The sequence below is a fragment of the Rhodococcus baikonurensis genome (genome assembly GCF_040489275.1).
GTDB classification, from domain to species: domain Bacteria; phylum Actinomycetota; class Actinomycetes; order Mycobacteriales; family Mycobacteriaceae; genus Rhodococcus_F; species Rhodococcus_F baikonurensis.
This window is the reverse complement of sequence record NZ_JBEUOQ010000012.1, coordinates 13,928-35,366: the sequence shown is the minus strand read 5'-3', so window position 1 is coordinate 35,366 and position 21,439 is coordinate 13,928. Positions and strand designations below refer to the sequence as shown.

Genomic DNA, 21,439 nt, shown 5'->3' with positions numbered 1-21,439 from the left:
GTGACAATCATCCACCAGTCGTCGGCGCAGCACACGTAGGTGCCGTCAATCCGAGTGCCAGGTTCAACTCCAGGACGTTGACTCGCTCGGCTCCGAGAAATCCGAGTTGCCTACCGTCGGTGTGCTCGGCCACCAACTCTCGCACCTGATCCTCCGAGATGCCGTTGTTCGCCGCCACCCTCGCGACCTGCAGTTCGGCGTACGCCGGACTGATGTGGGGATCGATACCCGAGCCCGAGCCGGTGACTGCGTCGACGGGAACCGATGCCGGGTCGACGCCCTCACGTGCCGCGATGGCCGCCCGACGCTCGATGATGAATCCGGCCAGAATTTCGCTGCTCGGCCCCTGGTTGGACGGCAGTGCCGCGGCGGGATCACCGGTGGCGAACGGATCCTCGTCCGAAACCGATCCGACGACACGATTGTGGAAGAACGGGTCCTGCTGCCCTTCGGCAACCTGCGGATCGACGCCCACCCAGGCACTGCCGACCACACAACCGGAGGCATCGGTGACCGGTGAGCCTTCGGCCGATCCCGAACTGATTCGGCTGACACCCCACACGGCGGCAGGATAGACCACACCGAGAACGACGGTGAGCGCGAGCAATACGAGCAGACCCGCCCACACCTGTTTGGCAAAACCGATAGTGAAACGCATGTCAGGTCACCCAATTCCAGGAATCAAACGTACGACGAGATCGATCAACCAGATACCGACGAACGGCGTGATCACACCGCCGAGACCGTAGACGAGCAGGTTACGTCCGAGCAACTGCGATGCCGTCGACGGTCGGTATCGAACACCCTTGAGTGCCAACGGAATCAAACCGATGATCACCAAGGCGTTGAAGATCACGGCCGAGACGATCGCCGATTCGGGGGTGGCGAGCCGCATGATGTTCAACGCGTCCAGCTGCGGGTAGATGCCGCTGAACAATGCCGGCAGGATTGCGAAATACTTCGCCAGGTCGTTCGCCAACGAGAATGTGGTCAACGCGCCGCGGGTGATCAGCAATTGCTTGCCGATTTCCACCACCTCGATCAGCTTGGTGGGATCGGAATCGAGATCGACCATGTTCCCGGCCTCTTTGGCTGCCGAGGTTCCCGTGTTCATCGCGACCCCGACATCCGCCTGGGCAAGGGCGGGAGCATCATTGGTCCCGTCACCGGTCATCGCGACGAGACGTCCTCCTTCCTGCTCCTTCCGGATCAGGGCCAGTTTGTCTTCCGGGGTGGCTTCCGCCATGAAGTCGTCGACGCCCGCCTCGTCGGCAATCGCCTTCGCGGTCAACGGATTGTCGCCGGTGATCATGATCGTGCGAATACCCATCGCCCGGAGTTCGGCGAATCTGTCAGCCATTCCCGGCTTGACGACGTCGGACAACGCGATCACGCCGAGTATCGAAGTGCTCTCACCGTTCTTGACGGCAACTACCAGTGGTGTTCCGCCGGCTTGCGCGATGTCGTTCACGGTGTCGGTCACCGCGGTCTCTGCGTGTCCACCGCCACTGACGACCCAGTTCATCACCGCATCTGCTGCACCCTTTCGGATGTGGCGTCCGGAGTGGTCGAGTCCGCTCATCCGCGTTTGTGCCGTGAAGGGAACGAACTCGGCGCGTTCCTCGTCCAGCGTCGGCTCGGCAGCGAGACCGAACTCCGCTGCGCACAACTCGACGATGCTCCGTCCCTCGGGAGTTCCGTCGGCCAGGCTCGACAAGCGTGCTGCCGCAGCGAGGTCGTCGGCGGTTACACCTGGCGCCGGATGGAGCGCGGTCGCCCGACGGTTACCGAAGGTGATGGTTCCGGTCTTGTCCATCAGCAGGGTGTCGATGTCGCCCGCAGCTTCCACGGCACGCCCCGACATCGCGAGAACGTTGCGCTGGACGAGCCGGTCCATCCCCGCGATACCGATCGCCGAGAGCAGCGCTCCGATGGTCGTCGGGATCAGGCAGACGAGGAGTGCGATCAGCTTGATCGGATCCTGTTCGTGCCCTGCGTACAAGCCCATCGGGCCGATGGCAACGACGGCGAGGAGGAAGATGACGGTCAACGACGCGAGCAGGATGTTGAGCGCAATCTCGTTGGGTGTCTTCTGACGCGAAGCACCCTCGACGAGCGCGATCATCCGGTCCACGAACGAACTGCCCGGTGCCGCGGTGATCTCCACGACGATGCGGTCGGAGAGAACCGTCGTACCACCGGTGACGGCGCAGCGGTCGCCACCGGATTCACGGACCACCGGTGCCGATTCACCGGTGATCGCCGATTCGTCCACGGAGGCAATACCTTCGACCACGTCGCCGTCGCCGGGGATGACCTCGCCCGCAACCACGATCACCCGGTCCCCGACCACCAGTTCGGTGCCGGACACCGATTCGATCGCACCACTCATGGTGATCCGATGTGCGGTGGTGTCCTGCTTGACCTTTCGCAAGCTGGCCGCCTGGGCCTTGCCTCGCCCTTCGGCCACGGATTCGGCGAGGTTCGCGAAGATCACCGTGAACCAGAGCCACAGGGTGATCACCCAGGAGAACACCGAGGGATCGGCGATCGCCATGACGGTGGTGATGACGGAACCGACGAACACCACGAACATGACCGGGTTACGCGCCAAGTGGCGTGGGTCGAGTTTGCGTACGGCCCCCGGCAACGCGGTGATCATCTGCCGCGGGTTGAATACGCCTGCGTGTACTTGACGGGACTGCCCTGGATCAACCTTGTCGGCAGCGTCTTGCGCTACCACGGGTTTCTCACTGATACGCACGGTCATTGAAGAGCCTCCGCTAGCGGGCCCAGCGCGAGGGCCGGGAAGAATGTAAGTGCAGCAACAAGAACGACGGTGCCGGTCAACAAGCCGGTGAACATCGGACCGGATGTGGGGAGGGTGCCCGCCGTCGGCGCCACCTTCTTCTGCGAGGCCAGGGCACCGGCCAGAGCGAGAACGAAGATGATGGGCAGGAATCGGCCCAGAAGCATGCAGATTCCGAGGGACGACTGGAACCAGTCGCTGGTGACAGTCAGACCGCCGAACGCGCTGCCGTTGTTGTTCGAGGCGGAAGCGAAGGCGTAGAGCACCTCACTGAACCCGTGGATCGATCCCGGCGTGCCCGGATCTCCCCCGTTGCCTTGATAACCGGTGGTCGATCCGAGGATCACGGTGATGGCGGTACCGATCAGGACAAGTGCGGGCATGACCAGAATCGACAGTGCTGCAAGGGTGATCTCGCGTCGACCCAACTTCTTGCCGAGGTATTCGGGGGTGCGACCGACCAACAGTCCGCCGACGAACACCGCGATCAGTGCGAGCACAAGAATCCCGTAGAGGCCGGTTCCGACTCCACCCGGCGCGATTTCGCCGAGCAACATGTTGAGCAGGACCGCGCCTCCGCCGAGGGGCGACATGCTGTCGTGGGCAGAGTTCACCGCACCCGTCGACGTTCCCGTGGTTGCCACCGCGAACAATGCCGATCCGGGGATTCCGAAGCGAACTTCCTTGCCCTCCATCATCGAACCAGCTGCTGTGGCGGCAACACCGCGTGCGCCGGATTCGGCAGCGAGCGTCACCGCGAGCAGTCCGCTCCACAGGATTCCCATCACTGCCAGCAGGGTGAGGCCTTGCCTACGATCCCCGACGAGAGTTCCGAATGTCCGAGTGAGGCAGACCGGAATCAACAGGATCGCCAGGATCTCGACGATATTGCTCAGCGGGGTCGGGTTCTCGAACGGGTGCGCCGAGTTGGCAGCCAAGATCCCGCCACCGTTGGTGCCGAGTTCCTTGATCGCTTCCTGGGACGCGACGGGAGCTAGTGCATTGGTCACCGCATTGCCGTCGAGGCCGGTGGAGGCGAAACCGCTGTGGAAGGACTGGATCACTCCCTGGCTCAACAGGATCAGGGCGATCACGAAGGAGAACGGGAGGAGGATGCGCAGAGAACCACGCGTCAGATCGACCCAGAAGTTGCCGATCTCGCCGCCCCGGGCAACCCGAATGAAGCCACGAACCAATGCGATGGCCACCGCCATCCCGACTGCGGCCGAGACGAAGTTCTGCACCGCCAGGCCGACGGGCTGAACGAAGTTGCTCATCGTCGTTTCCGGTGTGTACGACTGCCAGTTCGTGTTCGCCACAAAGGAAATCGCGGTGTTGAAGGCAACGGCAGGGCTGACGCCGGACAGTCCGTCATTCAGCGGCAGTACTCCCTGAATCCGTTGGAGAAAGTACAAGAACAATGCGCTCGCCAACGAGAATCCGAGAACGCTTGCGGCGTAGCCGTACCACGTCTGCTCGGCCCGCGAGTCGATCCGGCCGACGCGGTAGATCACACTCTCGACCCGCAGATCTCGCGTCGACGTGTAAACGCGTGCCATGTAGTCGCCCACCGGAACGTAGGCAATTGCCAGAACGGCGAGGACAAAAGCGATCTGCAGGCCGGCTGCAAGAGCGGGCGACATCAGAACCTCTCAGGATCTACGAGTGCAACGAGCAGATAAATGACCAATGCCGCGGCGACGGCGATCAGAACCACGCTGACCACACCGGCAACCGTCATTTGGGAGCGCTCGCCTGTAGGGCGCGCAGCACCAGCGCGCACACGAGAAAACCACCGAGAATCAGAGCAACGTAGGCCAGATCGGCCATGAGCTTCCCTCTTCGAAATCTTTTGCCGTGCTGCTGTGCATCGCAGCCATGACGCTCGGTCGCCCTCGACCGGATGCGCTCTCTCAGCTTCGACCTCCAGAGAGGCCGATTCCGTGTCTCTGACGATCCACTTACGCACTGACCTGGCGTCTTGACGCGATCTTGACGCGGAACCCAAGTTCGCCAATACTGAAACAAGTTACTGTTCGTTCGAACGAACAGTTTTGCGAAGGGAACCTGATGACTTCTCGAACCGACCACGATCTCGCCCCCGGTCTCGTCGACCAGGTTGCGAGTCTGGCCTCGGGTGCTACCTCGTCCGTCGCGGCCACCGAGGCAACGCTGAGCCGCATCGAGGCCACTCAGCCTCACCTCAACGCGTTCAAGATCGTGCGGCGCGAGAAGGCGCTGAAGGAAGCTGCCGAGGCCGACAGACGTCTCGCACTCGGCGAGCGCCTACCGCTTCTCGGCGTGCCGATCGCAGTGAAGGACGACGTCGACATCACCGGCGAACCCACCGCCTTCGGTTGCCCGGGCGATTTCCCGGCCAAGACCGAGGACTCGGAGATGATTCGACGCCTCCGCGACGCCGGCGCAGTGATCGTGGGCAAAACCAACAGCCCGGAACTGGGCCAGTGGCCGCTCACGAGCGGTTCGGCCTTCGGCTACACGCGCAATCCGTGGTCGCGTCACCACACTCCCGGCGGATCGTCGGGCGGCACCGCCGCGGCCGTCGCTGCCGGATTGGTCAGCGCCGGAATCGGTTCCGACGGAGCCGGTTCCATCCGGATTCCCGCGGCCTGGACCAACCTCGTCGGAATCAAACCGCAGCGCGGGCGTATCTCCACCTGGCCCGACGCCGAAGCGTTCTACGGCCTGACGGTCAACGGCCCGCTCGCTCGCACCGTCGCCGATGCGGCACTGTTGCTCGACGTCGCTGCCGGCAACCACGACGGCGATCTCCACAAACCGGCACCGGTCACCGTCAGCGACGCAGTGGGACGCGACCCCGGAAAGCTGAAAATCGCTCTTTCCCTTCGTAATCCGTTCACCGCCACTCCCGTGAAGCTGGACCCGGAAGTGCGCCTGGCTGTTCATTCGATCGCCGACACGCTGCGCGGACTCGGACACCATGTCGTCGTCGACGATCCCGCCTACGGCCTGATCTTCGGCCTGAACTTTCTGCCCCGCTCACTCGTCGGGGTCCACGACTGGCTCGGACGCGTTCCCGATCCGACACTGGTCGACGCCCGAACACGCGGAAATGCACACAGCGGCAAGCTACTTCGCGGCGCGCCACTGCGCGCGGCCCGCGCCGCCGAACCGCGGATGCGAAAGCGGATCGGAGCGATCTTCGACACGTACGACGTCGTCCTGGCACCCACGACGGCAACTCCACCGATCATGGCGACCGCGATCGACGGCATCGGTGGTTGGGACACCGACAAGGTCATGACCGGAGCCTGCCCGTACGCGTGGCCGTGGAACGTCCTCGGCTGGCCCTCGGTCAACGTACCCGCCGGATTCAGCAAGGCCGGCCTGCCCATCGGTGCGCAGTTGATGGGCAACGAAAACACCGAACCGCTGTTGGTCTCGCTCGCGTCACAATTGGAATCGGTCCTGCGTTGGGATCAGGTTCGCCCCGAGCCGTGGTGGTGATTCGATGAGTAACCGGGACGTTCGCGAGCGAATACTCGACGCCGTTCTGCACGTCGTCGGTACCGACGGCATCCCTGGTGTGAGCAACCGGCGCATCGCCGCGCAGGCCGGCGTCTCACTCGGATCGATCACGTATCACTTCGCCAGCCAGTCGGACATGCTTCGGGCTGCGCTGTCTCGTTTCGTGACCGACGAGACGACGCGCCTGCGTGCCTTGGCCGAGGAGTACCGCGACAAAGGTCTGAGCGTCGAGGACGCTGCGGCGATCGCCGAGAAGGTGACGCGAGACCTGTCGTTCTCCGCCGAGCGGATCGCACCGTTCGAGATGTACATCGCAGCCGGCCGGGACCACGAACTTCATGAGGTGGCGGTGGAATGCTTTGCCGCCTACGACGATCTGACCGTCACGATCCTGACGGCACTCGGCATACCGGATCCGGAGTCGATTGCATCGACGCTCGTCGCCGTCATCACCGGACTCCAACTCCGACGCCTCGCTACGGGCGTCGACGAGCAGGACATCGGCGCGGCGATTCTCAGGGTCCTCCGGCCCCTGTGAGTGGTTAGGCAGTCCCTGGACTCCTTAACCGCTCACGGGGCCGGAGGCCCTAGAAGCCCAGGCGGCCGAGTTGCTTCGGGTCGCGCTGCCAATCCTTGGCGACCTTGACGTGCAACTCCAGGAAGATCCGCACCCCGAGCAGCTTCTCGATCTGCAGCCGAGCGCTGGTGCCGACTTCCCGCAGACGCGCTCCGCCCTTACCGATGACGATGCCCTTCTGACTGGGCCGCTCGACGTAGAGCAACGCATGGACGTCGAGCATCTCGCCCTGCTTCTCGGTGCGTCCCTCGCGGGGGATGACCTCCTCGATCACCACGGCCAAGGAGTGCGGCAACTCTTCGCCGAGACCCTCGAGCGCAGCCTCACGGATGAGCTCGGCCATGAGCACCTCTTCGGGCTCGTCCGTCAGTTCGCCGTCCGGGTAGAAGGCGGGGCCCTCGTCCATCAGGCCGGCGAGGACGTCGACCAGTATCTCCACCTGTTCACCCGACTTCGCGGAGACCGGGACGACCTCGGATTCGGGGCCGAGCAGGGTGGACAGCGCGAGCAACTGCTTGCCGACGGCGTCGCGGCTGACCTTGTCGATCTTGGTGACGATGCCGACCAGCTTGGTCTTGGGCGCCATCTGACGGACCTGCTGCACGATCCAGCGGTCGCCGGGCCCGATGGCCTCGTCGGCGGGGATGCACAGGCAGATGACGTCGACCTCGGAGTAGGTGTCACGCACCAAGTCGTTGAGGCGCTGCCCGAGCAGTGTGCGCGGCTTGTGCAGTCCTGGGGTGTCCACCAGGATCAGCTGCGCATGCTCGCGGTGAACGATGCCGCGAATCGTGTGGCGCGTCGTCTGCGGGCGCGAGGACGTGATCGCGATCTTGCTGCCGACCAACGCGTTGGTCAGCGTGGACTTACCCGTATTGGGTCGACCCACGAAACACACGAAGCCTGACCGGAATTCGTTCTTGCTCATAACTGCTCCTCGCTGAACACTCGCTCAGTCATCGGTGTCTTCTGTCTCTTCGTCTTCGGACCGCGGGATGCGCTGCACGAACACCGTGCTGATGCGTACTCGTCCTCGGCCCGTATTGGTTCCCTCGCCGCGCAGGATCAAACCGTCGTACTCCACTTCGGAACCGGGAAGTGGAACTCGGCCGAGTACGTATCCGATCAGCCCGCCGACGGTTTCGACCTCGTCGAGTTCGAGTTCGAGATCGAACAATTCACCGAGGTCTTCGATGGGAAGCCGAGCGGATACGCGGAACATTCCGTCCCCGAGGTCCTCGATGGGCGGCGTCTCGTCCTCGTCGTACTCGTCGGCGATCTCACCGACGATCTCCTCGATGACGTCCTCGATCGTGACCAGCCCGGCGATTCCGCCGTACTCGTCGACGAGGATCGCCATGTGGTTGCGGTCGCGCTGCATCTCGGCCAGCAAGCTGTCGAGCGGCTTCGAGTCGGGAACGAACACCGCGGGCCGCATGACGTCGCAGACGTTGACGTTCCGGCCGCCGTCGGGCAGGTGGTAGGTCTGCTTGACCAGATCCTTGAGGTAGACGACTCCGAGCACGTCGTCGACGTTCTCCCCGATGACCGGCAAGCGTGAGTGACCACTGCGCACTGCCAACGACGTTGCCTGCCCGGCATTCTTGTCGTTCTCGATCCACACCATGTCGGTGCGGGGCACCATCACCTCGCGTGCCGACGTGTCTCCGAGTTCGAAGACCGACTGGATCATTCGGCGTTCTTCGTCGGCGACCACACCGCGTTCCTGCGCCATGTCCACGAGTTCACGCAACTCGATTTCCGAAGCGAACGGACCGTTACGGAAGCCCTTACCCGGGGTCAATGCGTTACCCACGAGGATCAGGACGCGACTGATCGGCCCAAGCAGAACACCGATCCAGAGCAGAGGCAACGACGCGGCCATCGCGATGGAGTACGCATGTTGGCGCCCAAGTGTTCTCGGTCCGACACCGATGACCACGTACGAGACGAGAACCATGATCACCGCGGTGACGGTCAGCGCCCAGCCCAGCGAGAGGATGTCGATCAGGCCGCCCACCAGTACGACGGTGGCCGTGATTTCGCACAGAATGCGAAGCAGGACCATCAGATTCACGTATCGCGGACGATCGGTCAGGATGCGTTGCACTCGCGCGGCACCGGCTCGCTCTTCCTTTGCCATCTCGTCGATGCGCGCCGACGAGATGGTGTTGAGCGCCGAGTCGACGGCCGCGAAGACACCACCGACCGGGACAAGAGCAATCGCCAGAACAAAGAGCGCTATGGCGCTACTCACTACAGAACCCCCGGATGACTGTTATCGGTCCACTCCGTCGACGAAACCGGTTTTGCCGAGCAGCTTCTGATCGCGTTCGGCCAGTGCTGCTTCGCGGTCGATACGGCGAAGGTCTTCGTACCACTCTTCGAGGAGGCTGTTCTGCAAGCCGAACATCTCCTTCTCCTCTTCCGGCTCCGCGTGGTCGTAGCCGAGGAGGTGCAACACACCGTGAACGGTCAGCAGTGCCAGTTCGTGAGCCAGTGAATGCCCGGCCTTGTCGGCCTGATCGGCAGCAAAAGACGGACACAACACGATGTCGCCGAGCATCGACGGTCCAGGCTCGGGGGAATCAGGACGTCCACCAGGCTCGAGTTCGTCCATCGGGAACGACATCACGTCGGTCGGGCCCGGCAGGTCCATCCAGCGAACATGCAGATCCGCCATCGTCGCGGAGTCGACGAGAACCATCGACAGCTCGGCCGCCGGATGGACATCCATCCGAGCGATCACGAAACGGGCAACGCTGATCAACTCCGGTTCGGAGATGTCCATGCCCGATTCGTTCGAGACCTCGATGCTCATGTGCGACGCTCTTTCCTGGGAAAAGTAGGGGTTGATGCGTCGATCAGCCTACCGTCGCGGTGAATGAGCATGTGCAGCGCGGCGCTGCGCCCGGTTTCCGACCGCCAACTCGCCGGACCGATCCGATTCGTGACGCTCGTAAGCGTCGACGATGTGGGAGACCAGCCGATGACGTACGACGTCGCTGCTGTCGAGAGTGGCGAAATGAATATCGTCGATCCCGGTGAGGATTTCGGACGCCGCACGCAGACCCGAACGGGCCCCGCCCGGCAGATCGACCTGGGTCACGTCCCCGGTGACCACGATCTTGGAACCGAACCCGAGGCGGGTCAGGAACATTTTCATCTGCTCGGCCGTGGTGTTCTGCGCTTCGTCCAAGATGATGAAGGCGTCGTTGAGCGTCCGTCCACGCATGTAGGCGAGCGGAGCGACCTCGATGACTCCGGCCTGCATCAACTTCGGGATCGCTTCGGGATCCATCATGTCGTGCAATGCGTCGTGCAGCGGGCGCAGGTACGGATCGATCTTCTCGTGCAGCGTGCCGGGCAGAAAGCCCAGTCGCTCGCCGGCCTCGACGGCCGGTCTGGTCAGGATGATCCGAGAGACCTGCTTGGCCTGCAACGCCTGAACGGCCTTGGCCATGGCGAGGTAGGTCTTGCCGGTACCGGCCGGGCCGACTCCGAACACGATTGTGTTCTCGTCGATGGCTTCGACATAGCGTTTCTGGTTGAGGGTCTTGGGCCGAATCGTCTTGCCCCGACGCGAAAGAATGTCGAGGGAGAGCACCTCGGCCGGAGACTCGCCGACCTCGTTGGTGAGCATGCCGATCGTTCGTCGAACAGCGTCCGGTGCGATGGGCTGCCCCCGACCGGCCAGCGACGCCAATTCACTGAACACACGTTCTGCCAGCGCAACGTCTGCAGCCGTCCCCGACAAGGAGATGGTTCCGCCACGTACATGAATGTCGGCACGAAGCTCACGTTCGATCGCGGTGAGATTCTCGTCCGTCGCCCCCAGGATTTGACGCACGGTCTCCGGCGCCAGATCCATACTCGAACGGACGGTGCGCTCTGCGGGCAGAGCGCGCTCGGTGATGGTGGTTACACGGTTCCCGTCGAGTTCACTGTGTTCACTCACGTGGTGAATATGGCCTGCTTTCTGGTCCGATCAGCCCACTCGACTCGTGAGCCTCGATACTTCGAAGTCTAGCGCCAGAGTCGGACACGGCCCACTCGTTAATCGTCGCGGCTCAATCCTCGCGGCGACCGGACGGCAGCGATTCTCGGATCCATTCCGACGCCTCGGCGACGATCTCGGCACTTCTGTCCGGACTGATACCCGCGATGACCAGGCACACGGCGGCAAAGGATTCGCCGGAGTCCGTGATGAGCCCACTGTTGGCCTGATCGAACAAAGTGATCGTGATCGCCTCGGTCATCGCTACCAGAGTCTCGGCCGGCAGGTATGTCGAGAAGGTTCCGTCACGCTGACCGCGCTCGACGACGCTGATACTCACGGCGCGCGCGGGCTCCATCAAATCGAGAATCCGCTGCTCCCCCAACTCTTTGCGAGCAAAGCTGAGCAGCATCCGGAATCGATCGCCGACCGGCCATGACAGCAATGCCAGTACGGCGGTCGCCAGATCCGGGCGCTCGGGCGGCTCACCGGCTTGGCTCAGCGCAGCAACGAGATCGGTCGACGCCTCGTCCACGATGCCGTTGATCAGCGCCTCACGGCTGTCGAAATGCGCGTACACGGTTCGCCTGACCACACCAGCGGCCTTCGCGACGTCGTCCATGCTCGCATCCGGGTCAGCAGCGAACGCCGTGATCGCCGCCTCGATGATGCGATTGCGATTCGCCGCGGCCTGACTACGACGCTGCCGTCCGCCCGATTCGGCAGTTCCCGAAACGACTGTGCCCGAGTGCGTCAACGCGCGTTCCACCTCTTTCGACTGCCCAACTGTGATCTAGGTCAATCATAGTTGCACATCGGTGTGCAAGTTATTAACTTACACATCAGTGTGCAAATAGATCGAGGAGTCTCTTCGATCATCAGGAACGGAGTCGCGTCATGACGACACTCATGAGCAAACCTGTCTCGGAGATGGACCAGCCGTACTCACGACGATGGGCCGCGCTCGGGGTGTTGTGCCTGAGTCTGCTGATCGTCGTGATGGCGAATACCGCGCTGATCGTCGCGGCACCGGACATGACCAGAGACCTCGGCCTCACCAGCACGCAGCTTCAATGGGTCATCGACGGCTACACCGTTCCCTACGCCGCACTGATGCTGCTGTTCGGCGTGATCGGTGACAAGTACAGCCGCCGCGGAGCACTTCTCGCCGGACTCGCAGTGTTCGCCGGCGGCGCCGTCTTCGGCAGTATCGCGGACACCACCAACGCCGTCATCGCGGCACGAATGATCATGGGCGTCGGCGCCGCGATCATCATGCCCGCGACACTTTCGCTTCTGGTCGCCACCTTTCCTAAAGCAGAGCGATCACGCGCCATCGCGGCGTGGGCGGCGACGTCGGGCTTGGCGATCGCACTCGGCCCGCTGTTGGCCGGATGGATTCTCGACAGCCATTCCTGGAGCATCACTTTCCTGATCAACGTCCCGATCGCCGCAGTCGCTGCCGTCGCCGCCGTAATCCTGGTACCGCCGAGCAAGGCGGAGCACCTGGGCCGGATCGACTGGATCGGCGGCGCACTCTCGGTGGTCACCATCGGCTCGCTCGTGTACTCGATCATCAACGGATTCCACTTCGGGTGGACCGGCGGGCCCATCGGCGCCGCCGCACTCGCTGCGATCGGTCTCGTCTCGTTCGTCGTCTGGGAACTGCGTCACCCGCAACCACTGCTCGACGTCCGTAAGCTCGGCCAGCGCATGGTCGGCGGCGCGACGCTCGCCGTACTTCTGCTGTTCCTGGCCGCGTTCGGTGCCATCTACTTCATCTCACAGCAGTTCCAGTTCATCCTCGGCTACGGCGCACTCGAAACCGGTGTTCGTCTGCTGCCCTTGGCAATTGCCGTTTCGATCGGCGCCGTGGTCAGTGGCCGGATCACTCCGCTGATCGGCGTCCGGGCATCCATCGTCGGCGGCATGGTCGTCGCCGCGGTCGGTGTTCTGATTCTCACGCAGGTAGACGGCGATTCGGGCTACTGGATGTTCGCCGTCCCACTGATCCTGCTCGGCCTGGGCATCGGCTTGAGTGAACCGCCGGCCACCGACGCCATCATGGACAACTTCTCCGAGGACGATCTCGGCGCCGCCGGTGGCCTCAACGACACCGCCATCGAACTGGGCGGCTCGCTGGGAATCGCGATCCTGGGCTCCATCCTCGCTGCGAGCTACAAGGATTCGATCGCAGGCTTCATAGGCGGCATGCAGGTTCCGCAGTTGACGGGTGAGCTGGCGCAACAGGCCGCGTACGCGATGGAGGTGTCGGAAGAATCCGTCGGCGGCGCTTCGTTGGTCGCCGAAGAGATGGCAGCCAATCCCTTGGCGGCAGCTCAGGCAGGACCGTTGCTCGATGCGGCAGGCAGTGCGTACGCCGACGCGATTTCGGCGGCCAGTTGGGCGGGCGGTCTTGCACTGTTCGTGGGGGCAGTTGTCGTGGCGTTCATCCTGCCGGGCAAGAAGGCCCCGGTGCAGCAAGGCCCTGTGTCAGTCTGACGTGCCCGGCGCGAGCGGGTCTTCGGCGAGAACCAACTCGCGGGAGACCCGCCATGACTCGGTCGAGGGTGAGAGAAATGCGTCGTGGCCTTCGCCCTCGATCACACGCAGTGCCACGGGATCACCAGCGGCTTCCGCAGCTTTCGCGTATCGGGAGCTCACCTTGGCCGGCACCTGCAGATCCAACGCACCCGTGACGCATACAACGGGGACGCCGATCGGCAGTCGATGCTGTGGCGAAGCACCGCGATACAGATCCGGATCCGCGTCGAACGGAACGCCGAACAGATCCTCGATGAAACTGATCCGTCGTCCACGCTCGCCTGCCGACGCCAGATCGAGTGCGGCAGCCTGGGCGATGACCCGTTCGGGCCGGGTGAACGTGTCCCTCTCCCCCGCCAGCCACACTGCAAGATGTCCGCCGGCCGAATGCCCGAGCAGGCGAATCTGATTCAGATCCAATTCGGCCGAGGACTTCGCGGCCACCAGTCCGGGGATCTCGTCGTACGCCGCTTTCACGTCGGCGGACATCTCCGGCCAACCACCGCCCGCTCCGAGGCGGCGGTATTCGATATTCCACACCGCGACACCGTGCCGCGCGAGTTCGACGGCAAATGCGGTGCCCAGAGTCAATCCGTACTGCCCGCTCCAGAAACCGCCGTGGATCTGCATGACGATCGGGATCGGGCCGTCATCGACTCCGTCGGGAACGTAGAGATGCCCGAACTGCTGCTCGTGTCGGCCGTACGGAATCTTGAATCGAGGCACCGAGGAAATCTATCTCAGGCGAGGGCGCTGCCTGCGGCCCAGTCTGCCCACGAGAGGGTCCAGTCGCCGTTCTGCCACACCTCCAGCGGAGCGCCGCCGGTGTTCTTGATCTCGACGACATCTCCCGGCTGCGAGAAATCGAAGAACCATTTGGCGTTGGCCGCACTGAGATTGAGGCAACCGTGCGAGGTGTCGGTGTTTCCCTGCGCCCAGACGGTGCTCTCCAACTCGTGAAGATAGATGCCGTCCGTGCTGATGCGGGTGGCCCAGTTGATGGATTCCTTGTAGCCCAGGCGCGAGTTGATCGGCAGACCGTAGGTCGACGAATCCATGATGACGGGATTGGCCTTGTCCATCACGGTGTACGTGCCGGGCTGGGTCCAGAACGAGAGCGTCGTGCCGCCGATCGTTTCGGTGCCGCCCATTCCCATCGAGGTCGGCATTTCCTTGATCACCTGACCGTTTTCGTAGACGGTCACCATCTTGGTGTTGTCGTCGGCGACAGAGACGTGGGAATCGCCGATCTTGAAGGACACGGTGTCGTCCTGCTGGCCGTACAGTCCGTTGCCGAGCTGCTTGCCGTAGATGTTCGCGTTCACCGAGACTGTCGTGCCTGGTGCGTAGTAGTTCTGTGGTCGCCAGTGAACGTTCTGACCGTCGACCCAGTACCACGATCCCTGTACGGGCGGATTGGTGGTGACCAGCAGAGACTTCTCGGCCGCGGCTTTGTCACCGATCAACTCGTCGAAATGAACGGCGACGACGGTGCCGACACCGTACGTGCCACCGTCCGAAATCGAGGCGCCACCGGTGGTGTTGATGTACGCGCGGGTCTGATTACTCGGCGCGACGGTGGTCAGCGTCGTGTTCTTGGTCGTGGCAACACCATTCGCGTCGACGGCGTCGACGACCAACTTGTAGGTCTTGCCGTACCCGAGTGGCTCGCTCGGCTTCCAGGACGTCTTGTCCGGCGTCGTGATACCGGCGACTTCCTTACCTTCGGGATTGGTCAGCGCGACGGTCGTCAGTGTCCCCTTCGCGACCTGGACCTCGATGGGGTCGAGTGGACTCACCGGGGTTCCGCCGTCCGCCGGCGTGACGGTGACGAGAGCCTCGCTGGTCGGTGTAGTGGTGACGGCACTGCTGGAGGAACCCGGATTGTCTCCCGTGGAGACTGTGCACCCCGCGACGAGCATCATCGCCGCCACGGCACACACCGCTCCAACGATTCGCATATGCGCACGTGACAACATCTGGCCTCCTGAAATCCCCGAACCAACTCACGCCGAAGGCGACCCCCGACGTCCTTACGATAGTGCGCAAATCTGACACTTCGCTGAGCGCCGGATCCGATTCAGCCCGGGATCACAGCACGATCAGTGCAGTGGCCGTGGTCCCCAGCGATCGGTCAGCACTCCGATCGCGCCCAGAGCAACAGCCCCGGCGGTCGACGTGCGCAGGACCGTCGGGCCGAGAAGCACCGGAGTGGCCCCGGCCTCCGACAACGCACTGATCTCCGAATCGTCCAGCCCACCTTCGGGACCGACAACCAGAAATACCTCGTCCGCGCTCGCCAGCGGCAAGCCGGCCAACGGCGTCGTCGCCGATTCGTGAAGCACCGCAACCACAGCGCCGCGGGTAACGGCGTCGCGAACCAACGCGATCACCGCCGGCGTCTTGTGCAGTTCCGCAATCTCCGGAACGAACGCGCGTCTGGACTGCTTTGCCGCAGACACCGCCGCACTTCGCCAGCGAGCGACGCCCTTGGCGAGCTTCGGGCCCTCCCATTTGGCGACACAACGCAGGGACTGCCACGGAATCACGGCGTCGATCCCCGCCTCGGTGGCAAGTTCGACAGCCAACTCGGAGCGCTCGGCCTTGGGAAGTGCCTGAACCAGGGTCACCAACGGCTTGGGCTGCTCGAGAACCTGAACGTCACTGACCAAAAGCTCCAGGCGATCCTTGCCGACACTCGTCACCTCGGCGTCGGCTACCCGGCCACGACCGTCGGCCAACACCAGTCGCTCGCCGACACCGATCCGGCGGACAGTGGCCGCGTGGCGACCCTCCTGCCCGTCCAGAACTGCGATTTCACCGACGCCGGGAACCGGGTCGAGAAAGAAGACCGTTGCGGCCACCGTCAGCGGCCGCTGAATGCTTCGCGAAGACGCGAGAACAGTCCACCGCTGTTCTGCGAGGCCGTCGAGACAACCTCGGCCTCGTCACGATCGCGGAGCAGCTTGAATTCCTTGAGCAGCTTGGACTGCTTGTGATCGAGACGGCTCGGGATGACCACCTCGAGGTGAGCGTGCACGTCGCCGCGCACTCCCGACCGCAGTTTCGGCATGCCATGACCGCGAAGAACAGCAACGTGTCCGGGCTGGGTGCCTGGCTCGATGGTGATTTCCTTGGGGCCGTCGATGATGGTGTCGACGGTGACAGTGGTACCGAGTGCAGCGTCGACCATGGGAACGCGGATGGTGCAGTGCAGGTCTTCACCGTCTCGAACGAAGACGTCGTGCTGCTGCTCGACGATCTCGACGTAGAGGTCGCCGGGGTGTCCGCCGCCGGGGCCGACTTCACCCTGCGCGGTCAAACGGATGCGCATGCCACCGGCGACGCCCGCCGGGACCTTCACCGTGATGTCGCGCTTGGCCCGAACTCGGCCGTCGCCGCCACACTTGTGGCAGGGATCCGGGATGGTCTCACCGGCACCACGGCACGTCGGGCAGGGACGCGAAGTCATGACCTGGCCGAGGAACGAGCGCTGGATGGACTGAACTTCGCCGGCACCGTTGCAGGTCTCACAGCGGACAGGCTTTGAGTCGCCGTTGGTTCCGGCGCCGGTGCAGCTGTCGCACAGAATGGCCGTCTCGACTGTCACGTGCTTGCTGACTCCCGTCGCACATTCTGCGAGGGTCAGCTTGGTGCGAAGCAACGAGTCGGCTCCGGGCTGAACACGACCGCGCGGGCCACGACCTGCACCGCCACCGCCGCCGAAGAATGCTTCGAAGACGTCGCCGAGGCCACCGCCACCGAATCCGCCGCCGAAGCCACCACCGCCGCCGCCACCGGACTCGAGTGGGTCTCCGCCGAGATCGACGATGCGACGCTTCTCCGGGTCGGTCAGGACCTCGTAGGCCGTCGAGATCTCCTTGAACTTGGCCTGCGCCGCCTCGTCAGGGTTGACGTCCGGGTGCAGTTCGCGTGCCAGCTTGCGGTAAGCGCGCTTGAGCTCCTGGTCTGTCGCGTTCTTGTCGACGCCGAGCAATCCGTAGTAATCCCGTGCCACGTTGAGTCTCTCGTCCTTCTCTTACTTCTAGGTTTTCCTCAGTCCTCGCGAGGAGGCGTGCCGACGAATGTCGACGTCCGTCATCGCTCGGAGAGAACTTCGCCGATGTATCTGGCAACGGCGGCAACCGATGCAATTGTTCCCGGATAGTCCATCCGAGTGGGTCCGAGCACACCGACACCACCGAAAACGGTACCGGCCGCGCCGTAGCCAGTCGAAATCACGGAGGTTCCGCGCATCTGTTCGACCTGCGTCTCTTCACCGATCTGAACGGTGACCGTGCCGGAATTCTGCGTCGCAGCGAGCAGTTTGAGGACCACTACCTGCTCTTCCAGTGCTTCGAGCACTGCGCGCAGTGAACCGGGGAAGCCGGCCAGACCGGAGAAATCGGCGGCGTTGCGCGTGAGGTTGGAGGTCCCGCCCAGGACGAGGCGATCTTCCGGATGTTCGACCAGGGTCTCGACGAGAACCGTTGCCGACCGGATCACGGCGTCGCGTAGGTCGGCCGGTGACTCGTCGGCCAGTTCCGCGACGGCAATCGACGCGGCGGCCAGGCGCTTGCCTTCCAGGGCACCGCCGAGAAGCGTGCGCAACCGGGAAAGGTCTTCGTCTTCGAGGACGTCACCGAGCTCGACGATTCGCTGATCGACGCGGCCGGAATCGGTGATGAGAACGAGGAGCAGACGCGCGGGCGTCAGCGCGACCACCTCGAGGTGCCGAACCGACGACGCGGACAACGACGGGTACTGGACGACGGCGACCTGACGGGTCAGTTGCGCCAGCAGTCGCACACCGCGACGCAGAACGTCGTCGAGGTCGACCCCCGACTCCAAGAACTCCAGGATCGCTCGACGCTCCGGCCCGGACATGGGCTTGACGTCGGCGATGCGATCGACGAATTCGCGGTATCCCTTGTCGGTGGGGACGCGCCCGGAACTGGTGTGGGGTTGGGCGATGTAGCCCTCGGCCTCGAGGAATGCCATGTCGTTGCGCACCGTGGCGCTCGACACTCCGAGGTTGTGACGCTCGACCAGGGCCTTGGATCCCACCGGGTCCTGGGTGGAGACGTAATCGGCCACGATTGCACGTAAGACCTCGAAACGCCTGTCGTCGGTACTCGACATCGTTGCCACCTCCGTTTCCTGAACAGAACGAACACCGACATTTACACATCGGTTCCCACTGGCAGTCTAATCGCCCGAGCGCCAGAGACGGCTGTTGCCCATACTGTGGAGTGAGATCGGCGAAAGGTCGATCGCACAACCATGGACAAGGCGGCACATGATCTTCAAAGGCGTGATGGACGGCAAACCGTATCCCGATCACGGACTGTCTCTACGCGACTGGTCGAAGTTCCCTCCACGTCAGGTTCGACTCGACGAGATCGTGACCACCACGAAGGTCCTCGAACTCGATCGCCTGCTGTCGGAGGACTCGACCTTCTACGGCGATCTGTTCCCTCACGCAGTGCAGTGGCGCGGCACTCTCTACCTCGAAGACGGCCTGCACCGAGCGGTACGTTCGGCCCTGCGAAACCGCGTCGTGCTGCACGCGCGTGTCTTCGACTTCGACGCGATGCCCGGTGTCATCGAGGGCGTCCGCTGACGCTCACGCGGCTCAGGCGCCGAGACTCAACCGACGAACGCGAGCAATGCGGGATTCGTCTGCCCCGGCCAGGTTCCGGTGAGCGCCGACGAGCCTGACACTCGGTCTGCGTCGATCACTCTCACCACGGTCAATTCCAGATCTCCCGCGCTGACGATCGTGTCGGTGCCGACTGTCGAGCAGGTCACGGATTCGACTGCCGGTACCGATGCGCCGGCCGTACCGCTGCCTACTACGTGAGCCGTCACCGGGATGTGATCGGCGGTGTCGGCGAAAACCAGATCGACTCCGGCCCCACCGGTCAGAATCGCGGTTGCCACCGCGCTCACGTAGACCGGATCGCAGCACGCGTCGTACACCCACCGCTCGCCGAGTACCGAATGATCCATGGTCGCGATCAACGCATTCTCCGCCCCGTCCAGCGGAGCGCCACGATACGTGAGCGGGACCTGAAGAAATCGTCCGTCGGCCGAGCGCATCAGGTGCGTCTCGATTCCGACCTCACCGTCCGGGTCGTCGAAACGATAGGCGTCGACGCGTTCGAGCGACGAACAGTCGACCGACCCGATCCATGGCTGCTTGGGCACCCACGCTCGGAGCAGGTCGTTCTTGGACGGATTCAACTGCGCACGATGAATGATGGCCACCGCGGTAACGCTACGCGGCGAAGGATGGTGGCGCGTCAGGTCAGGATCGTGCGGATCACCGCATCGGCAAGTAGACGACCACGGTCGGTGAGAACCACGTGATCGTTCTCGATCACGGCCAACCCGTCGACTACCACCTGTTCGGCCGAAAGTCGTTCGGATGCAGACAGTTCCGACAACGGAAGTCCCGTACGCAACCGTGCGGTCAACATGACGCGCTCCATGTGTTCGTCCTCGGGGGTCAGTTCTTCACTGCCGCCGACGGGAAGTTCACCGAGGGCCAACTGTTCCGCGTACCGCGCCGGGTGCTTGACGTTCCACCACCGCACTCCGCCGACGTGACTGTGCGCGCCCGGACCGGCGCCCCACCAGTCACCGCCGTCCCAGTAGCCGAGGTTGTGACGGCAGCGGGTGTCACCGGAGTCCGAGGTTTCCGCCTTTGCCCAGTTGGAGACCTCGTACCACTGCAAGCCTGCCTCGGACAGGCGTGAATCGATTCGTTCGTATCGCGAGGCCAGCACGTCGTCGTCCGGGGCGGGCAATTCGCCGCGCCGAACTTTTCGAGCCATGGCGGTGCCGTCCTCGACGATCAGCGCATAGGCCGAGACGTGGTCGACGTCGGCCGAGAGAACCGCATCGAGCGAGGCGTCCAGATCTTGGTCGCGCTCCCCCGGCGTTCCGTAGATCAAATCCAAGTTCACGTGCGAAAAACCAGCTGCACGAGCCTCTTTCGCGGCCGCAACGGCGCGGCCGGGAGTGTGCGTGCGGTCGAGGATCTTCAGAACGTGCTGGGCGGCAGACTGCATACCGAGGGAAATCCGAGTGAATCCGGCACTGCGGAGAGCACCGAAGAATTCCGGCGACGTCGATTCGGGGTTCGATTCCGTCGTCACTTCGGCGCCGGACGCCAGGCCGAAGCTGCTCCGCACCGCCGACAGCACGTCCGACAACCCGTCGCCGCCGAGCAGCGACGGCGTTCCACCGCCCACGAACACTGTCTCCGCTGCCGGGGCGCCCGTCATCTCGGCCGCGAGATCGAGTTCGCGTCGCAAGCCCTCCAACCACGACTGCGGCGAGGCCGAGCTTCCGAGCTCACCGGCTGTGTAGGTGTTGAAATCGCAGTACCCACACCTGGTGGCACAGAACGGGACGTGGATGTAGATCCCGAACGGCCGTTTCCCGACACCCTCGAGCGATCGCGCGGGCAAGGCGAAGGGCGTCGCCTCGCTCTGTCGAGTGGGAGTCGTGCTGGTGGCATTCACGCCTCCAGTGTCCCAGCATCCGGAACGCACACCTATTCAGCCTGCGATGCAGGTCGGCGCGTGGCCTGAACTCGATATTTCCCCCGTTTTTCGTGGAAATATGCGCCCGAGTCGGAATTATCGAGTTGACGTGGCACAATGGTCCGCATGACCGGACTCGGAGTGCGACTTGTGGCGCGTCGCCATGTCGACTTCAAGCGTGTGTGCAGCTCGTCGTGTCTGCACCTGTGTAGCTGTTGATCTTTCACTGATCTTCCAGCCTTTCCCGCTCATCTCCATCTGCTTCGCCAAAACACTCTCTGCAGAGACATGCCTTTTCAGGGACATGCCTTTTCAGGGACGCAGCTTCTCCAGCTGTTCGTTTTCGTGAGCACACCTGCCGGCCGCGAGCTTTCCGAGACCGAGGACAGCCCCCTCGATTTCCGACACGGACCGGTGCGTCCCGATCAGACACCGCCACAGTTCGTCGA

At 63.5% G+C, this 21,439-nt stretch carries 20 protein-coding genes; 4 read left to right on the top strand and 16 right to left on the bottom strand.

Annotated elements, in window-relative coordinates:
* Positions 1-7: 7 nt before the first annotated feature.
* Genes ABWI03_RS24205 through kdpF form a run of 4 tightly spaced genes read right to left on the bottom strand, consistent with a single transcriptional unit; the run spans position 8 to position 4,550 of the window.
* A complete protein-coding gene (locus ABWI03_RS24205; protein WP_298781106.1) occupies positions 8-658 on the bottom strand; it encodes a potassium-transporting ATPase subunit C in 651 nt (216 codons plus the stop codon).
* Positions 659-664: 6 nt separating this feature from the next.
* Positions 665-2,770 carry a potassium-transporting ATPase subunit KdpB gene (gene kdpB / locus ABWI03_RS24200; RefSeq protein ID WP_095969770.1) on the bottom strand — a complete coding sequence of 702 codons (2,106 nt, stop codon included), beginning with the start codon at positions 2,768-2,770 and terminating at the stop codon, positions 665-667.
* Complete coding sequence (kdpA, locus tag ABWI03_RS24195) at positions 2,767-4,452, bottom strand: potassium-transporting ATPase subunit KdpA (protein ID WP_298781111.1); 1,686 nt, start codon at positions 4,450-4,452, stop codon at positions 2,767-2,769. The genes kdpB and kdpA overlap by 4 nt, the downstream gene beginning before the upstream one ends.
* Positions 4,452-4,550 (bottom strand): K(+)-transporting ATPase subunit F, encoded by a 99-nt coding sequence (kdpF, locus tag ABWI03_RS24190; RefSeq protein WP_007731078.1) that lies wholly within the window; start codon positions 4,548-4,550, stop codon positions 4,452-4,454. The genes kdpA and kdpF overlap by 1 nt, the downstream gene beginning before the upstream one ends.
* Positions 4,551-4,879: 329 nt before the next feature.
* On the opposite strand from kdpF, the gene ABWI03_RS24185 reads away from it, so the two are divergent.
* Positions 4,880-6,298 (top strand): amidase, encoded by a 1,419-nt coding sequence (locus tag ABWI03_RS24185; RefSeq protein WP_235169697.1) that lies wholly within the window; start codon positions 4,880-4,882, stop codon positions 6,296-6,298.
* 4 nt (positions 6,299-6,302) lie between these two features.
* Positions 6,303-6,857 carry a TetR/AcrR family transcriptional regulator gene (locus tag ABWI03_RS24180; protein WP_298781118.1) on the top strand — a complete coding sequence of 185 codons (555 nt, stop codon included), beginning with the start codon at positions 6,303-6,305 and terminating at the stop codon, positions 6,855-6,857.
* Positions 6,858-6,906: 49 nt separating this feature from the next.
* Here the strand turns inward: ABWI03_RS24180 and era are convergent, their stop codons facing one another.
* The 5 genes from era to ABWI03_RS24155 form a co-directional block, all read right to left on the bottom strand.
* Positions 6,907-7,824 carry a GTPase Era gene (gene era, locus ABWI03_RS24175; protein WP_003944451.1) on the bottom strand — a complete coding sequence of 306 codons (918 nt, stop codon included), beginning with the start codon at positions 7,822-7,824 and terminating at the stop codon, positions 6,907-6,909.
* Between the two features lie 24 nt (positions 7,825-7,848).
* The gene (locus ABWI03_RS24170) at positions 7,849-9,153 is read right to left on the bottom strand and encodes a hemolysin family protein (RefSeq protein ID WP_019749019.1); all 1,305 of its coding nucleotides are present in this window, start codon (positions 9,151-9,153) and stop codon (positions 7,849-7,851) included.
* 21 nt (positions 9,154-9,174) lie between these two features.
* Positions 9,175-9,717, bottom strand: coding sequence for an rRNA maturation RNase YbeY (gene ybeY, locus ABWI03_RS24165; protein WP_003944525.1), 543 nt, complete (start codon positions 9,715-9,717; stop codon positions 9,175-9,177).
* A 48-nt stretch (positions 9,718-9,765) separates the two neighbouring features.
* A complete protein-coding gene (locus ABWI03_RS24160) occupies positions 9,766-10,854 on the bottom strand; it encodes a PhoH family protein (protein WP_435054149.1) in 1,089 nt (362 codons plus the stop codon).
* 112 nt (positions 10,855-10,966) lie between these two features.
* Positions 10,967-11,662, bottom strand: coding sequence for a TetR/AcrR family transcriptional regulator (locus ABWI03_RS24155; RefSeq protein WP_019749021.1), 696 nt, complete (start codon positions 11,660-11,662; stop codon positions 10,967-10,969).
* Positions 11,663-11,790: 128 nt separating this feature from the next.
* Here ABWI03_RS24155 and ABWI03_RS24150 point away from each other — a divergent pair, with 128 nt between their 5' ends.
* A complete protein-coding gene (locus tag ABWI03_RS24150; protein ID WP_298781127.1) occupies positions 11,791-13,395 on the top strand; it encodes an MFS transporter in 1,605 nt (534 codons plus the stop codon).
* Here the strand turns inward: ABWI03_RS24150 and ABWI03_RS24145 are convergent.
* The 5 genes from ABWI03_RS24145 to hrcA form a co-directional block, all read right to left on the bottom strand.
* Positions 13,387-14,163, bottom strand: a complete 777-nt coding sequence (locus ABWI03_RS24145; protein WP_298781130.1) for an alpha/beta hydrolase family protein — start codon at positions 14,161-14,163, stop codon at positions 13,387-13,389. The two genes, ABWI03_RS24150 and ABWI03_RS24145, sit on opposite strands and share 9 nt — an antisense overlap.
* Positions 14,164-14,177: 14 nt before the next feature.
* Positions 14,178-15,416, bottom strand: coding sequence for a L,D-transpeptidase (locus ABWI03_RS24140; RefSeq protein ID WP_095969765.1), 1,239 nt, complete (start codon positions 15,414-15,416; stop codon positions 14,178-14,180).
* A 123-nt stretch (positions 15,417-15,539) separates the two neighbouring features.
* Positions 15,540-16,301 (bottom strand): 16S rRNA (uracil(1498)-N(3))-methyltransferase, encoded by a 762-nt coding sequence (locus ABWI03_RS24135; protein WP_095969764.1) that lies wholly within the window; start codon positions 16,299-16,301, stop codon positions 15,540-15,542.
* A 2-nt stretch (positions 16,302-16,303) separates the two neighbouring features.
* Entirely contained in the window at positions 16,304-17,455 is a 1,152-nt protein-coding gene (dnaJ, locus tag ABWI03_RS24130; protein WP_003944460.1) for a molecular chaperone DnaJ, read from the bottom strand.
* Between the two features lie 80 nt (positions 17,456-17,535).
* Positions 17,536-18,579, bottom strand: coding sequence for a heat-inducible transcriptional repressor HrcA (hrcA, locus tag ABWI03_RS24125; protein ID WP_003944583.1), 1,044 nt, complete (start codon positions 18,577-18,579; stop codon positions 17,536-17,538).
* Positions 18,580-18,736: 157 nt separating this feature from the next.
* Between hrcA and ABWI03_RS24120 the strand changes: the two genes are divergently transcribed.
* On the top strand, positions 18,737-19,060 hold the full coding sequence (locus ABWI03_RS24120; RefSeq protein WP_003944521.1) for a type II toxin-antitoxin system VapB family antitoxin: 324 nt from the start codon (positions 18,737-18,739) through the stop codon (positions 19,058-19,060).
* Between the two features lie 26 nt (positions 19,061-19,086).
* Here ABWI03_RS24120 and ABWI03_RS24115 read toward each other — a convergent pair whose 3' ends face one another.
* Positions 19,087-19,707 carry a CG0192-related protein gene (locus ABWI03_RS24115; protein WP_298781137.1) on the bottom strand — a complete coding sequence of 207 codons (621 nt, stop codon included), beginning with the start codon at positions 19,705-19,707 and terminating at the stop codon, positions 19,087-19,089.
* A gap of 35 nt (positions 19,708-19,742) precedes the next feature.
* Entirely contained in the window at positions 19,743-20,969 is a 1,227-nt protein-coding gene (gene hemW, locus ABWI03_RS24110) for a radical SAM family heme chaperone HemW (RefSeq protein WP_298781140.1), read from the bottom strand.
* Between the last annotated feature and the right edge of the window lie 470 nt (positions 20,970-21,439).

What these genes read in the sequence shown, in the direction of transcription:
- kdpF (WP_007731078.1), bottom strand. Translation starts at nt 4,550, where the DNA reads ATGACGGTTGCCGGTGTGGTCAGCGTGGTTCTGATCGCCGTCGCCGCG.
- ABWI03_RS24140 (WP_095969765.1), bottom strand. Translation starts at nt 15,416, where the DNA reads ATGTTGTCACGTGCGCATATGCGAATCGTTGGAGCGGTGTGTGCCGTG.
- era (WP_003944451.1), bottom strand. Translation starts at nt 7,824, where the DNA reads ATGAGCAAGAACGAATTCCGGTCAGGCTTCGTGTGTTTCGTGGGTCGA.
- hrcA (WP_003944583.1), bottom strand. Translation starts at nt 18,579, where the DNA reads ATGTCGAGTACCGACGACAGGCGTTTCGAGGTCTTACGTGCAATCGTG.
- ABWI03_RS24185 (WP_235169697.1), top strand. Translation starts at nt 4,880, where the DNA reads ATGACTTCTCGAACCGACCACGATCTCGCCCCCGGTCTCGTCGACCAG.
- kdpA (WP_298781111.1), bottom strand. Translation starts at nt 4,452, where the DNA reads ATGTCGCCCGCTCTTGCAGCCGGCCTGCAGATCGCTTTTGTCCTCGCC.
- ABWI03_RS24150 (WP_298781127.1), top strand. Translation starts at nt 11,791, where the DNA reads ATGACGACACTCATGAGCAAACCTGTCTCGGAGATGGACCAGCCGTAC.
- ABWI03_RS24180 (WP_298781118.1), top strand. Translation starts at nt 6,303, where the DNA reads ATGAGTAACCGGGACGTTCGCGAGCGAATACTCGACGCCGTTCTGCAC.
- kdpB (WP_095969770.1), bottom strand. Translation starts at nt 2,770, where the DNA reads ATGACCGTGCGTATCAGTGAGAAACCCGTGGTAGCGCAAGACGCTGCC.
- ABWI03_RS24205 (WP_298781106.1), bottom strand. Translation starts at nt 658, where the DNA reads ATGCGTTTCACTATCGGTTTTGCCAAACAGGTGTGGGCGGGTCTGCTC.
- ABWI03_RS24120 (WP_003944521.1), top strand. Translation starts at nt 18,737, where the DNA reads ATGATCTTCAAAGGCGTGATGGACGGCAAACCGTATCCCGATCACGGA.
- ybeY (WP_003944525.1), bottom strand. Translation starts at nt 9,717, where the DNA reads ATGAGCATCGAGGTCTCGAACGAATCGGGCATGGACATCTCCGAACCG.